At 73.8% G+C, this 11,719-nt stretch carries 14 protein-coding genes and 1 pseudogene; 10 read left to right on the forward strand and 5 right to left on the reverse strand.

What is annotated here, in order from left to right:
- Positions 1-19: 19 nt before the first annotated feature.
- From J4N02_RS13835 to J4N02_RS17115, 7 genes and pseudogenes are all read left to right on the forward strand, one after another.
- Positions 20-895, forward strand: coding sequence for a MerR family transcriptional regulator (locus tag J4N02_RS13835; RefSeq protein WP_188333632.1), 876 nt, complete (start codon positions 20-22; stop codon positions 893-895).
- Between the two features lie 91 nt (positions 896-986).
- A complete protein-coding gene (locus J4N02_RS13840) occupies positions 987-1,769 on the forward strand; it encodes a tryptophan-rich sensory protein (protein ID WP_188333633.1) in 783 nt (260 codons plus the stop codon).
- A gap of 12 nt (positions 1,770-1,781) precedes the next feature.
- Complete coding sequence (locus J4N02_RS13845; protein ID WP_188333634.1) at positions 1,782-2,591, forward strand: DUF1295 domain-containing protein; 810 nt, start codon at positions 1,782-1,784, stop codon at positions 2,589-2,591.
- Positions 2,588-2,983 (forward strand): annotated as a pseudogene (locus J4N02_RS17460) (AMP-binding protein); the annotation flags it as partial. The gene J4N02_RS13845 and the pseudogene J4N02_RS17460, both read left to right, overlap by 4 nt.
- 26 nt (positions 2,984-3,009) lie before the next feature.
- Positions 3,010-4,143 carry an AMP-binding protein gene (locus J4N02_RS13850; protein ID WP_260519436.1) on the forward strand — a complete coding sequence of 378 codons (1,134 nt, stop codon included), beginning with the start codon at positions 3,010-3,012 and terminating at the stop codon, positions 4,141-4,143.
- Positions 4,140-4,379: a DUF2177 family protein gene (locus tag J4N02_RS17110; RefSeq protein ID WP_188333635.1), complete on the forward strand. Its 240-nt coding sequence runs from the start codon at positions 4,140-4,142 to the stop codon at positions 4,377-4,379. The genes J4N02_RS13850 and J4N02_RS17110 overlap by 4 nt, the downstream gene beginning before the upstream one ends.
- On the forward strand, positions 4,372-4,563 hold the full coding sequence (locus tag J4N02_RS17115) for a DUF2177 family protein (RefSeq protein ID WP_255437171.1): 192 nt from the start codon (positions 4,372-4,374) through the stop codon (positions 4,561-4,563). The genes J4N02_RS17110 and J4N02_RS17115 overlap by 8 nt, the downstream gene beginning before the upstream one ends.
- 9 nt (positions 4,564-4,572) lie before the next feature.
- Here J4N02_RS17115 and J4N02_RS13865 read toward each other — a convergent pair whose 3' ends face one another.
- A complete protein-coding gene (locus J4N02_RS13865) occupies positions 4,573-4,896 on the reverse strand; it encodes a hypothetical protein (RefSeq protein ID WP_188333636.1) in 324 nt (107 codons plus the stop codon).
- Between J4N02_RS13865 and J4N02_RS13870 the strand changes: the two genes are divergently transcribed.
- Genes J4N02_RS13870 through J4N02_RS13880 form a run of 3 tightly spaced genes read left to right on the forward strand, consistent with a single transcriptional unit; the run spans position 4,887 to position 7,686 of the window.
- Entirely contained in the window at positions 4,887-6,071 is a 1,185-nt protein-coding gene (locus J4N02_RS13870; RefSeq protein ID WP_188333637.1) for an MFS transporter, read from the forward strand. The two genes, J4N02_RS13865 and J4N02_RS13870, sit on opposite strands and share 10 nt — an antisense overlap.
- Positions 6,072-6,080: 9 nt before the next feature.
- On the forward strand, positions 6,081-6,815 hold the full coding sequence (locus J4N02_RS13875) for an SDR family NAD(P)-dependent oxidoreductase (RefSeq protein WP_188333638.1): 735 nt from the start codon (positions 6,081-6,083) through the stop codon (positions 6,813-6,815).
- 28 nt (positions 6,816-6,843) lie between these two features.
- Complete coding sequence (locus tag J4N02_RS13880; protein WP_188333639.1) at positions 6,844-7,686, forward strand: aldo/keto reductase; 843 nt, start codon at positions 6,844-6,846, stop codon at positions 7,684-7,686.
- A gap of 13 nt (positions 7,687-7,699) precedes the next feature.
- Here J4N02_RS13880 and J4N02_RS13885 read toward each other — a convergent pair whose 3' ends face one another.
- From J4N02_RS13885 to J4N02_RS13900, 4 genes are read right to left on the reverse strand one after another with little or no spacing between them, the layout of a single operon-like run.
- On the reverse strand, positions 7,700-9,451 hold the full coding sequence (locus J4N02_RS13885; protein WP_188333640.1) for a chorismate-binding protein: 1,752 nt from the start codon (positions 9,449-9,451) through the stop codon (positions 7,700-7,702).
- Positions 9,452-9,497: 46 nt separating this feature from the next.
- Entirely contained in the window at positions 9,498-9,863 is a 366-nt protein-coding gene (locus J4N02_RS13890; RefSeq protein WP_188333641.1) for a biotin/lipoyl-containing protein, read from the reverse strand.
- An 18-nt stretch (positions 9,864-9,881) separates the two neighbouring features.
- Positions 9,882-10,148, reverse strand: coding sequence for a hypothetical protein (locus tag J4N02_RS13895; RefSeq protein ID WP_182816300.1), 267 nt, complete (start codon positions 10,146-10,148; stop codon positions 9,882-9,884).
- A gap of 11 nt (positions 10,149-10,159) precedes the next feature.
- Positions 10,160-11,719 carry an acyl-CoA carboxylase subunit beta gene (locus J4N02_RS13900; protein WP_188333642.1) on the reverse strand — a complete coding sequence of 520 codons (1,560 nt, stop codon included), beginning with the start codon at positions 11,717-11,719 and terminating at the stop codon, positions 10,160-10,162.

Below are 11,719 nucleotides of genomic sequence, written 5' to 3' on the forward strand. Positions count from 1 at the left end.
TGTTTGCTACCGTACGACCGTGAACGGGTCCAGCGGTGCGTACACCGTGAAGCAGGTGGCGGCGCTGACGGGCGTCCTCGAGACCACCCTGCGCGCCTGGGAGCGGCGCTACGGGGTCGTGTCACCGACCCGCTCGGCGGGCGGTTACCGCCTCTACAGCGACGCCGACGTCGCCCGGTTGCGCTCGATGGCCGCCCTGGTCGCCGGCGGCGTTCCCGCGTCGGTGGCGGCCCGGAGCCTGGACGGCGCCCCAGCCGCGGCACCCGAGGAGAACGCGGGTGCCGTGGGCCTCGACCTCGTTTCCGCTGCCGCCAGCCTCGACCCCGCCCGCCTCGACGCGGTCCTCGCCGAGGCGCTCGACCGGTCGCCGATCGAAGCGCTCGCCGACGCCTGGCTGCTCCCCGAACTCGCCCGCGTGGGCGAGGCCTGGGCCTCCAAGGACCTCACCGTCGCCCACGAGCACTTCGCCAGCGCCGGGGTCACCCACTCGCTGGGGCGGATGTTCTCCGAAACCGCGCCCGGGACGCTCGGTCCCGTGCTGGTGGGGCTGCCCGAGAAGGCCCACCACGACCTCGGCCTCCTGGCGTTCGCGACCTGCCTGCGACGGCAGGGGGTCGACGTCGCCTACCTCGGCGCCGACGTCCCGGTCGCCGACTGGGAGGCCGCCGCCGCCCGGCACCACCCGCGCGCGGCGGTGGTGGGGGTCCCGCAGTGCGCACGCGTCGACCGGGCCCAGGACGTCGTCGACAGGATCAACGGCCTCACTCCCCCGGTGGCGGTGTTCGTCGGCGGCGGACTGGCCGGACGCATCCGCCGGGCGGAGCAGCTCCCCGCCGCCGTGGCCGAGGCGGCCAGCCACGTCGCGACCACGCTCCGAGCAGGGCGAGCACCCTGACCAACCTTGGACAAAGATTGCACGTTCGACCCGATTTCGCCTACCTTGCAAGGGGGCGGACGAGTCGAGTCCGCCCGTGAGGGGGGACTTCATGGACCGCGACCTGCTCCGCCGGCTCTGGGTGACGGCCTCGGCCGTGCTGTGCCTCTACGGGACCCTGCTGGGCTTCGGCATCCTGGGCACGCCGGTCGAGGACTCCTCCTCGGGCGCGCTCTCCGCCGACGCCACCCTCCTCGCCCCCGCCGGCCCCGCCTTCGCGATCTGGTCGCTCATCTACCTCGGCCTGGGTGCCTACACGGTCTGGCAGTGGCTCCCCGCCCAACGGACCAGCGCCCGCGCCCGCTCGACCGGCTGGCTGGCCGGCGCCTCCATGCTACTGAACGCGGCCTGGATCCTGGTCACCCAGGCCGGGCTGATCTGGACCAGCGTCGCCGTGATCCTCGTCCTCGCCCTCGTGCTGGGGGTGCTCGTGGCGCGCTTCTCTGCCCTCGACGCCGGCACGCGCACCGAGCAGGTGGTCGTCGACGGCACGTTCGGGGCCTATCTCGGCTGGGTCACCGTCGCCAGCTGCGCCAACGTCGCAGCGGCCGGGGCGGCGTCCGGCTGGACCGTCGGCCCACTCGCCGACCAGTTCCTCGCCGCGGCGGTGCTCGCCGTGGCCGCCTGCATGGGCGTCGTCTACGCCCGACGCCTGGGTGGCCGCCTCGCGATCGCCCTGGCCCTCGGCTGGGGCCTGGCCTGGATCGCCTTCGCGCGCCTGGCCGACGTGCCGCACTCACCGCTGGTCGGCGGCGCCGCCCTCGTCGCAGCGGTCGTGGTGCTCGTCCCCTCCCTGCTCGCGCGCCGCGCCACCCCGGTCGCCGCGACCGCCTGATCGGAGCCCCACATGTCCCCGTTCCCAACCTCGGCCTTCCTCGCCTCCCTGCCGTTCGTGGCCCTCGGTCTGGCCGCGCTCATCCTCGCCACGTGGTTCGCGGGCCGTAGGCTGCGGCGCTTCGCGATCATCGACGTCGTCTGGGGCCTGGGCTTCGTGGTGGCCGCCGCCATCGCGTTCTTCGCCTCGGCCGGGCACGGCGACGACGGGCGCCGCCTGCTGCTGCTCGCCCTCACCACGCTGTGGGGCCTCCGCCTGGCGGGTTACCTCGCGTGGCGACAGCGCGGCAGCGCGGAGGACCCGCGGTACGTCGACCTCCTGGAGCGGGCACCCGAGGGCAAGGGCGAACTGCACATGCTCACCAAGGTGTACACGTTCCAGCTCGTCGTCATGTTCCTCGTCGCGATGGTGCAGGTGGTGGGTATGTTCGCCACCGGTCCGCTCACCTGGGTCGCCTGGGTGGGGGTCGCGGTCTGGGCCGTGGGCATGTTCTTCGAGACGGTCGGCGACGCCGAGCTGGCCGCCTTCAAGGCCGACCCCGCCAACCGGGGCCGGATCATGGACCGCGGCGTCTGGGTCTGGACGCGGCACCCCAACTACTTCGGCGACACGGCCGTGTGGTGGGGGCTCTTCCTCGTCACCGCGAGCTCGTGGCCCGGCATCCTCACGATCCTGTCGCCGCTCCTGATGACGTGGGCGCTGGCCTTCCGCACCGGCCGGCCGCTCACCGAGCAGCGCATGGCCGGGCGGCCCGGCTGGGCCGAGTACGCGGCCCGCACCAGCAGCTTCCTCCCTCGGCCTCCCCGCAGGGACGCCCGATGAGGCGCGAGGCGTCCGGGCCGGCACTGGTGGACCACCACCACCGCAACGTCACCGACCTCCTCGCCCACCGGGTCCGGACGGCGCCGGAGCACGTGGCGTTCGGCCGACTCGGCGACGAGGGGCCGGTCGACGTCACCACCGCGGCGTTCGACGCCGAGTGCCGGGCCCTGGCCGCCGGACTGGTCGCCCAGGGGCTCGAACCCGGGGGCCGGGTGGCGGTGATGGCGCCGACCCGCTTCGAGTGGGCGCTGGCCGACCTGGCCACGTGGCTGGCCGGCGGTGTCGTGGTGCCGGTCTACGAGACCTCCTCGCCCCAGCAGGTGGCCGCGCTGGTCGGTTCCACCGCACCCACCCTCGCGATCGCGGGTGGTGCGGCGCACCGCGCCGCCCTCGTCGCGGCGGCACCCACCCTGCCCGTGTGGACCATGGACCCCGGCCCCCGGGACCTGGCCGCCCTCGCCCACACCGGGCGCGACGTTCCCGGGTGGTCGGCGCGTTCGCCGAGGTGCGCCCCACCTTCATGGTGGTGGTCCCGCAACTGCTCTCCCGCATCCGCCAGGCGGCCCGCGACCGGGCCACCCAGGCCAGGATCGGCCCCGTCTTCCGGGGGGCGGAGGCCACGGCGGTCGCCTGGGGACGCCACCTCGAGGCAACGCAGGACGACCCGGCCCTCCGCCCGTCGCGCGGCCTGGCCCTGCGCCGGGCCCTGTTCGACCGGCTGTTCTACCGCAGGATGCGCGGCCTCATGGGCGGCCGCGTCGAGTGGCTGCTGTCGGGTGCGGCACCTCTGGACCCGACGCTGGCCCACTTCTTCCGCGGCATCGGGATCCCGGTCATCGAGGGCTACGGCCTGACCGAGACGACCGCGCCCGCGACCGGCCTGCGCCCGGGTGACCTGCGAGCCGGCAGCGTCGGCCCGCCCATCCCCGGCACGACGATCCGCATCGCCGAGGACGGCGAGGTGCTGGTGCGCGGCGTGGGCGTGTTCACCGGCTACCAAGACCCGGGCGGCGACGCCGAGGCCTTCACCGACGGCTTCTTCCGCACCGGCGACCTCGGCTCGCTCGACGACGCCGGCCGACTCACCCTGCACGGGAGGCGGAAGAACCTGATCATCACGGCGTCCGGCAAGAACGTCGCGCCCGAGCCCTGGGAGGCGGCCGTGGGCCGCTCACCCCTCGTCGCGCACGCGGTGCTGGTCGGCGAGGGGCGCAGCCACCTCACCGCCGCCCTCCTCCTCGAACCGGACGCCGTGCGGCGCTGGGCGCAGCGGTCCGGGCACGACGACCTGGCCGCCCTCCTCGCGCAGGACCCACCGGCCGACGGCCTCGCCCTCGCCCACCCCGCGCTGCTGGCCCGCCTCCAGCGCCCCGTGGACCGGGCGAACGCGGCCGTGTCCCGCGCCGAGCAGGTGCGCCGGTTCGTCGCCCTGCTCGTCGACACGTCGGCCGGCTCACCGTTCATCACCCCGACCCTCAAGCTGCGGCGGGACGCCTTCCTGTCCGCGGCGTCCCACCACATCGAGGACCTCTACCGAAGGAGCACACCATGAGCACCACCCGTCGCATCGCGGGGTCCGTCGCCGCGGCCGCGGTCGCGTTCGGCGCGCTGGACGCCGTCTGGATCAGGCAGGTCGCCCTGCCGCTCTACCGGGCGGAGGTGCCACACCTCATGGCGTCCTCGTTCGACCCCGTCCCGGCGCTGGTCTTCTACCCCGCGTTCACCTGCGCGCTGGTCCCTCGCGGTCCGGCCGACCGAGGACCGCACCCTGGGCGTCCGGCTGCGTGACGGCGCCGTCCTCGGCGGCATCGGCTACGCGACCTGGAGCCTCACGGGCAAGGCCATCCTCGAGCGGATGACCTGGCCCGTCGCCCTGGCCGACATCGGCTGGGGTCTGTTCGTGGGCGCGGCGATGGCCGGCGCCGCCCACCTCGTGCTCAGGTCGAGGTGGGCGAACCGCTCGTCACGCTGACCCGGGGGATCAGCCCTGCACCCGGACCTGGCCGCGCTGGGTGTCGGTCGACGTCGTCGCACCCGTGGTGACCTTGGGCTTGCCCTTGCCGCCGCCGGTCTTGCCGCCGAGGCCGAGCGCCGCCTTCACTGTCGGGGAGTAGCCGCTGGCCTGGCCGGTCGCGTTCGGGTGGAACGAGTTGTACTGGCGCAGGATGTCGACATTGTTGATCCAGGGCGCGGAGTCGCACACGGCGTGGCCGTCGAACGGCGTCCGGACGTCCGGACGTCCGGACAGGGGTACGCCCTCCCCCGGCCCCGGCTCGCAGCCTACGATCGGGCCCCATGGGTCCACGCGGCAGCATCTGGCAGGTGCCGGGCATGCTCGCCCTGGCGTGGGTCTCGCTCACGGGCTTCAGCGGGTACGCGGCCCTGCTGCCGGTGGCGCCGCTGTGGGTCGTCCGTGGCGGGGCGGACGCCGCGGGCGCCGGCCTGGTGAACTTCGTCCTGCTCGTGGCGACGGTCCTCACCCAGTTCGGGACGCCGGGGCTGGTCCGGCGGATCGGCTGGGGACACACGCTCGCGGCGTCCATGGTGCTGCTCGGCGTGCCCGCCCTGCTGCACGGCCTGACCGCCGACCTGTTCCCGGTGCTGGCGCTCTCGGCCGTCCGCGGGGTCGGGTTCGGGCTGCTGACGGTGGCGATCAGCGCGGCCGCGGTGCTGCTGGTCACCCCGGACCGGCGCGGCGCCGCGGTGGGCGCCTACTCGCTCGCGATCTCGCTGCCGCTGGTCGCCCTCATGCCCGCCGGGGTGTGGGTGGCCGAGGCGTGGGGGTTCTGGCCGGTCTTCGCGGTCAGCGGTCTGTCGCTGCTGGGGGTGCCGGCCTGCTACGCGGTCGCCCAGCACCTGCCCCACCGCAGCATGCATGACCCGGCGCACCCGGCCCCCGCGCCCGGGACCCGGCTCACCCGGGCCGCCCTGCTGGGGCTCGCCGCGCCCACGACGATGCTGCTCGCGATCACGCTCGCCGGAGGCGCCCTGATCACGTTCGCCCCGCAGGTGGTGGCCGCGGGCTGGCTGGCCACGGTCGGGCTGCTCGCCCTCAGCGTGACCTCGGCCCTCACCCGGTGGCGGATCGGGGCGGTCGCCGACCGCGTCGGTTCGGGGCGGCTCCTCTGGCCGTTCGTGGTGGTCGCGGTCGTCGGCCTGGCCGCGGTCGCGTGGCTCGTGCGCGCGCCGGTCACCCCGGCCCAGCTCGTGCCGTGGGTGCTCGCGTGCGCGCTGGTCGGGGCCGGGTACGGCGGGCTGCAGAACCTCACCATGCTGCGCGCCTTCGAGGCCGCCGGGCCGGGATCGGTGGGCGCCGCCAGCGCGGTCTGGAACGCCGGCTTCGACGCGGGAACCGCCATCGGCTCTGCCACCGTCGGGGCCGTGGCGGTGGCGTCCGGGTTCGGGGTCGGGATGGGGCTCACCGCTGCCCTCTGCCTGCTGACCCTGCCCCTGGCGCTGGGGGCCCTGCGCCGTCGCTAGGATCGGGCCATGACCCTCACCGCTGTCGTCACCGGAGCCTCCAGCGGGATCGGCGCCGCCACCGCGCGCGCCCTCGCCGAGGCCGGCTACCGCGTCGTCTGCGCCGCCCGCCGCACCGACCGCATCGAGCCCCTGGCCGCCGAGATCGGCGGCGTCGCCGTCGCGTGCGACATCACCGACCCTGCGCAGGTGGACGCCCTCGCCGCGGCCGTCGGCGACCGGCTCGACCTGCTGGTCAACAACGCCGGCGGCGCGGTCGGCACCGAGACGCTCGCCGAGGCCGACTTCGACGCGTGGGTCACGATGTTCGAGACCAACGTGCTGGGCGCCGGACGCGTCACCAAGGCCCTCCTCCCCGCCCTGCGCGCCGCCGAGGGCACGGTCGTCTTCGTCACCTCGACCGCCGCGGAGGCGGCCTACGAGGGCGGTTCGGGCTACAACGCGGCCAAGGCCGGCGAGCGCATGCTGGCCGGCGCCCTGCGCCTCGAGCTGAACGGCGAGCCCGTGCGCGTGTGCGAGGTCGCCCCCGGCCTCGTGCACACCGAGGAGTTCTCGCTCGTACGCTTCCACGGCGACCAGGCCAAGGCCGACGCGGTCTACGCGGGCGTGCCCGACCCGCTCGTCGCCGAGGACGTCGCCGAGGTGATCACGTGGGTCGCCACCCGGCCGCCGCACGTGAACATCGACCGCCTCGTCGTGCGCCCGCGCGCGCAGGCCGCCAACCACAAGCTGTTCCGCGGCTGAGGGTCCACGTCCCGGCTAGGTTGGGGCCATGACCGACCAACCGATGATCGAGCTCAACAACGGCGTCCGCATCCCGCAGTTGGGGTTCGGCACGTTCCGCGTCGACGAGGCGGAGACCCAGCGGGTCGTCGAGGCCGCCCTGGCCGCCGGGTACCGGCACATCGACACCGCCGCCGGCTACTGCAACGAGGGCGGAGTGGGGGCCGCGCTCCGTGCGAGCGGTCTCGGGCGCGACGAGGTGTTCCTGACCACGAAGCTGCGCAACGGTGACCAGGGCCACGACGGCGCGCTGCGTGCGTTCGAGGACAGCCGCCGCGCCCTGGGCGTCGACGTCGTCGACCTCTACCTCATCCACTGGCCCGTGCCGACGCGGTGGCAGGCGCCGGAGACGTGGCGCGCCTTCGAGGAACTCCTGGAGCGCGGCGTCGTCCGCGCCATCGGCGTGAGCAACTTCATGCCCCACCACCTGGACGCCTTGCTCGAGGGTGCGCGGGTCGTGCCCGCCGTCAACCAGTTCGAGGTGCACCCCACCCACCAGCAGCGGGCCGCCCAGGCGGCCAGCGCCGCAGCGGGCCTCGTGGTCGAGGCCTACGCGCCCATCGGCAAGGGCGAGGACCTGGCCGAGGAGGCCGTCGTCGCCGTGGCGGAGGCCCACGGCGTCTCGCCGGCCCAGGCCGTCATCCGCTGGCACCTGCAGCAGGGCCGGGTCGTGATCCCGAAGTCGGTGACCCCCGAGCGGATCGCCGCCAACGCGGACGTGTTCGGCTTCACGCTGACGGACGCCGAGATGGACGCGATCACCGCGCTGGAGCGGGCCAACCGCCTCTACCCGGACCCGGACGAGTTCGCGAACACCCAGTTCAGGAGCTGACCCCCGAGCGGCATCACTCCAGGAGGGACAACTCCTCCCAGCCCCGGACCGCGTTGAGCCGCACCAGCCCCTCGGCCGCCCGCAGGTCGGCCGGGCTGAGCACGCCCTCCACCAGGCGTCCGGACGCCAACGCCTCGGCCCGCGCGACCCCCGGCAGGCACCCCGACGACACCGGCGGCGTCACCCAGCGCCCGCCCAGCCGGGCCGCGATGGAGGCGATCGTGGTCTCGGTGACCTCGCCGCGCTCGTTCGCCAGCACCACGTCCTTGACGCCGGGGTGGCGGGCGGCCGCCGCCTCGTACACCCCACGCCGCGTCGTCTTGTGCCGGGCGAAGAGGTCGCGGCTGTCGACGGGTTCGGTGTCGATGACCACGGCCAAGGGCGCGACCGGCCGGGCCGGGGCATCGGCCACCGTGACGGTGGGCGTCCCCGCCCGGTCGAGCAGGAGGCGCACCCGGGTCGGCCCACGCCGCCCGGACACCGCGGCGGCGACGGCCGTGCGCACGGCGTCCTCGTCGCACGGGATCGCGAACCGGCGCGCGGAGGCCGCCAGCCGGGCCAGGTGACGCTCGAGCAGCGCGATCCCCGCACCGGGCACCCACCGCATCGTCTCGATGAGGGAGAAGTCGACCGGTTCGCGGTGCAGCACCTCGGCCTTGAGCACGGCCTCGGCGAACTCGCCGGCGGCGGTGGAGTCGTACGTGATGCCCCCACCGGTGCCGTACCAGGCGGTGCCGGCGGTCCGGTCGACGAGCACCGTCCGGATGCCCACGTTGAACGCCCAGGCGGGGCCGTCGGGTCCCGGGCCGCCGAAGCCGATCGCGCCGCAGTAGACGCCGCGCGGGGTGGTCTCGAGCTCGGCGATGATCCGCATGGTCGAACTGCGCGGCGCGCCGGTGATCGACGCGCACGGGAACAGCGCACCGAACACGTCGAGCAGCGTGGTCCCGGGCCGGGTGCGGGCGCTGACGGTGGAGGTGAGCTGCCAGACCGTGTCGTAGCGCTCGGCCTCGAACAGGGCCGGGACGCCCACGGTCCCCGGCACCGCCACCCGGCCCATGTCGTTGCGCACCATGTCCACGATCATCAGGTTCTCGGCGCATTCCTTGGGGCTGGCGAGGAGGGCGGCGCGGCGCTCGGCGTCCTCGGCCTCGTCGATCCCTCGCGGGGCGGTGCCCTTCATCGGCCGACTGGTCAGCACGCCCCCGGACCACTCGAGGAACAGCTCCGGGGAGGCGGACGCCACCGCCCACCGGCCCGTCTCGAGCAGGGCGCCGTAGCCCCCGCTCTGGGCGCGCGCGAGGCGTCCGTAGAGGTCGGCCGGGTCCCCGTCGAAGGGGGCCGACTGCCGGAAGGTGTGGTTGACCTGGTAGGTCTCGCCGGCGGCGATGCGGGCGCGGATGGTGGCGACGTCGGCGGCGTGTCGGGCGGAGTCGATGGTGGGCGTCCACACCCCGGGCTGCGCGTCTCCCGTGGGGGCCTCCGCATGCTCCCGCCGCTCGAACACGGCGAACCAGGCCAACGGCAGGTCCTCGAACGGCGTGCCGGTGGCGTCGCGCACCACCATCGACGCGTCGAACGCCGGGGCGGCCTCGTACGAGACCCACCCGGCCACCCAGCGACCGCAGCCCACGGCGTCCGCGGCCCGTTCGAGGACGCCGCGCACCTCGGCCGGCGTCCGGGCGGCGAACTCCTCCACGAACCCCGACAGCCGGAACGACCTGCGCCGGTCCGGGCGCAAGTCGTCGAAGCGGGCGCTGGTCACGGGCACATCCTGTCCGCGACCGAGCCCGGGGTGGAAGCCGGGCCGGTCAGCCCAGTTCGATCAGGGCCTCGCCGCCGGCGACGGACTCGCCCTTGGAGACGAGGATCCGTGCCACCACGCCGTCGGCCGGCGCGGTGATCTCGGTCTCCATCTTCATGGCCTCCAGGACGCAGAGGACCTGGCCGGCCGTGATCTCGTCGCCCTCGTCGACCAGGATGCGCGACACCGAGCCCGACAGGGGCGCGGTGACCGCGTTGGCCGACGTGGCCTGCACGGACGCCGTGGCCGCGACCGGGGTGTTCATGCCCCCGGCGCCACCGATGACGATCGACCCGACGGCGGGCTTCTCCTCCTCGGCGACCTCGACCTCGATCTCGTAGGGGATGCTGTTGACGGTCACCTTCAGCTTCATGGTGTGATGCCTTTCAGATCACCGCAGGTGCAGCGGCGCGTGGACGTGCTGGGAACGGCGGGTCGTGGTCTGCCACGACGCCGACCGCGTGAAGTGCGCCTGGCGGCGCTTGGCGCGGTGGCCGAGGTAGGCGGCGACGGCCGCGGCGATCGCGACCACCGTCTCCTCGGGCACGTTCTGCGCGTTGAGCAGCTTGATGCTCTTGACCTCGGCCTCGAGGCTCTCGACCCGCTCGGTGAGCCGGTTGACCGCGGCCAGCAGCTGGGCGTTGACGTCGTCGGACATGGATCCCCCGATCAGACCGGCCCGAGGCCGTGCTTCTTGGCGGGCCGCAGCTCGCGCTTGTTGACCAGGATCTCCAGCTGCATCGCGATGTAGCGGCGGGTGTCGGCCGGGTCGATGACGTCGTCCACGAGCCCACGGGCGGCCGCCACGAAGGGCGTGCTGTAGGTGTCCTTGTACTCCTGGACGAGCTCTGCGCGGCGGGCGGCGGGGTCCTCGGCACCCTCGATCTCCCTGCGGAAGACCACGGACGCCGCACCCTCGGCCCCCATGACCGCGATCTCGGCGGTCGGCCAGGCGAACACCGTGTCGGCCCCCATGTCCTTGGCGCACATGGCGAGGTACGCGCCGCCGTACGCCTTGCGCAGCACGACCGTGACCTTCGGCACCGTGGCCGCGGCGTAGGCGTACAGCATCTTCGCGCCGTGGCGGATGATGCCGCCGTGTTCTTGGGCGACACCCGGCAGGAAGCCCGGTACGTCGACCAGCGTGACCAGCGGGATGTTGAACGCGTTGCAGAACCGGATGAACGCGCTGGCCTTGTCGGAGGCGTTGATGTCGAGGACGCCGGCCATCGCCATCGGCTGGTTGGCGACGAAGCCGACCGTCTTGCCCACGATGCGGCCGAAGCCGATCACGATGTTCTTGGCATAGCCGGCCTGGACCTCGAGGAAGTCGCCGTGGTCGGCGATGCGCCCGATGACGTCGCGGACGTCGTAGCCCTTGTTGCCGTCGGTGGGGACCAGGTCGTACATCGACTCGTCGTGCTCGACGTAGCGGTCGGGCTCCACCTCGGGCGGGTCCTCGGTGTTGTTCTGCGGCAGGAAGCTGAGCAGCTTCTTGGCCACGAGGATCGCCTGCTCGTCGTCGTCGACCACGAAGTGGTTGACGCCCGAGACGGCCTGGTGGGTGTCGGCGCCGCCCAGGACGTCCTGGGTGACGTCCTCGCCGGTGACCTGCTTGATCACGCTCGGGCCCGTGATGAACATGTGGGCCTTGCGGGTCTGGATGATGAAGTCGGTCAGCGCCGGGCTGTAGGCCGCGCCGCCGGCGCAGGGGCCGGAGATGATCGAGATCTGCGGCACGACGCCGGAGAGCTCGACGTTGGTGTAGAACACCGCGCCGTAGCCGTGCAGGGAGTCGATGCCCTCCTGCACGCGGGCGCCGCCGGAGTCGTTGATGAAGACGAAGGGGGTGCCGCACTTCATGGCGGCCTCCATCATCTGCACGACCTTGAGGCTGTGGGTCTCACCGGCCGAGCCGCCGACGACCGTGAAGTCCTGGCTGGCCACGTGGATCGGGCGGCCGAACACGGCGCCGGTGCCGGTCACGACACCGTCGGCGGGCATGTCGGCGGCGTCCATCCCGAAGGCGGTGGTGCGGTTGCGGCGGAACAGGCCGATCTCCTGGAACGTGCCCTCGTCCACCAGCGCGGTGACGCGCTCGCGCGCGGTCAGCTTGCCGGCGTCCCGCTGCTTCTGGAGGCGCGCCTCCCCGCCGCCGAGGCGGGTGGCGACCCGGGCCTCGTTCAGCTTCTCGACCTGCTTGCCCATGGAGGGCGTCTTCTTGGTCAT

This window comes from Propioniciclava sp. MC1595 (genome assembly GCF_017569205.1).
Classification (GTDB): Bacteria; Actinomycetota; Actinomycetes; order Propionibacteriales; family Propionibacteriaceae; genus Propioniciclava.

Excerpts from the sequence above, each read along its gene's own strand:
- J4N02_RS13895 (WP_182816300.1), bottom strand. The coding sequence starts at position 10,148 with ATGTCCGACGACGTCAACGCCCAGCTGCTGGCCGCGGTCAACCGGCTC.
- J4N02_RS13880 (WP_188333639.1), top strand. The coding sequence starts at position 6,844 with ATGACCGACCAACCGATGATCGAGCTCAACAACGGCGTCCGCATCCCG.
- J4N02_RS13875 (WP_188333638.1), top strand. The coding sequence starts at position 6,081 with ATGACCCTCACCGCTGTCGTCACCGGAGCCTCCAGCGGGATCGGCGCC.
- J4N02_RS13845 (WP_188333634.1), top strand. The coding sequence starts at position 1,782 with ATGTCCCCGTTCCCAACCTCGGCCTTCCTCGCCTCCCTGCCGTTCGTG.
- J4N02_RS13890 (WP_188333641.1), bottom strand. The coding sequence starts at position 9,863 with ATGAAGCTGAAGGTGACCGTCAACAGCATCCCCTACGAGATCGAGGTC.
- J4N02_RS13840 (WP_188333633.1), top strand. The coding sequence starts at position 987 with ATGGACCGCGACCTGCTCCGCCGGCTCTGGGTGACGGCCTCGGCCGTG.
- J4N02_RS13870 (WP_188333637.1), top strand. The coding sequence starts at position 4,887 with ATGGGTCCACGCGGCAGCATCTGGCAGGTGCCGGGCATGCTCGCCCTG.
- J4N02_RS13900 (WP_188333642.1), bottom strand. The coding sequence starts at position 11,719 with ATGACCAAGAAGACGCCCTCCATGGGCAAGCAGGTCGAGAAGCTGAAC.
- J4N02_RS17110 (WP_188333635.1), top strand. The coding sequence starts at position 4,140 with ATGAGCACCACCCGTCGCATCGCGGGGTCCGTCGCCGCGGCCGCGGTC.